Below are 527 nucleotides of genomic sequence, written 5' to 3'. Positions count from 1 at the left end.
AGCCGGGCGAGATCGCCGACCAGGAGCGTGAACGCTGCCGGCGCAAGCCGTGTTCAACCTCATGATCTGGTCATGGTATTTTTCATGGCACTGAGCCTGATAGTTCTTGCAAATTGTTGTCACTAAAGGGTTTTGTGTGCTTGTTTACAATCGAGTGGGTATCGGAGACGAAGAAGGACAAGGTACATGCTGACCGATACCAAGCTGCGCAATCTCAAGCCCAGGGACAAACTCTACAAAGTGAATGACCGGGAAGGTCTCTATGTGGGGGTCGCCTCAGAAAACGGAATCTATGGTCACTCCCGTTTTTGCAACACCGATTTTGACGACAAGTTGGCTTGCTTGAATCTATCCGGCGTCTGAATGGGATTTTATTCCCGCGCCTCGATGAGTTCCGCGCCTGATGAACCTCCAGAAAATATACGGCTTCAATGAGCCTTTCCGTTTTACAGGTTCCTCAACAGGCCGGTGGGCCGTTAGTATCATCAATATCAGTATTCGCAAAACCAGATGAATGATTGTTTAAA

The 527-nt window shown here is 49.0% G+C and carries 1 protein-coding gene; it reads left to right on the top strand.

Features of this window, described 5'->3' with window-relative positions:
- Positions 1-186: 186 nt before the first annotated feature.
- Positions 187-363 carry an Arm DNA-binding domain-containing protein gene (locus ABD169_RS16205; protein ID WP_000954592.1) on the top strand — a complete coding sequence of 59 codons (177 nt, stop codon included), beginning with the start codon at positions 187-189 and terminating at the stop codon, positions 361-363.
- Positions 364-527: the final 164 nt, after the last annotated feature.

This window comes from Leucobacter iarius (assembly GCF_039530105.1).
In the GTDB taxonomy this organism is placed as follows: domain Bacteria; phylum Actinomycetota; class Actinomycetes; order Actinomycetales; family Microbacteriaceae; genus Leucobacter; species Leucobacter iarius.
This window is presented reverse-complemented; position numbering and strand designations above follow the sequence as displayed.

Bases quoted from the DNA above. Each gene is read 5' to 3' on its own strand.
- ABD169_RS16205 (WP_000954592.1), top strand. From the start codon at position 187: ATGCTGACCGATACCAAGCTGCGCAATCTCAAGCCCAGGGACAAACTC.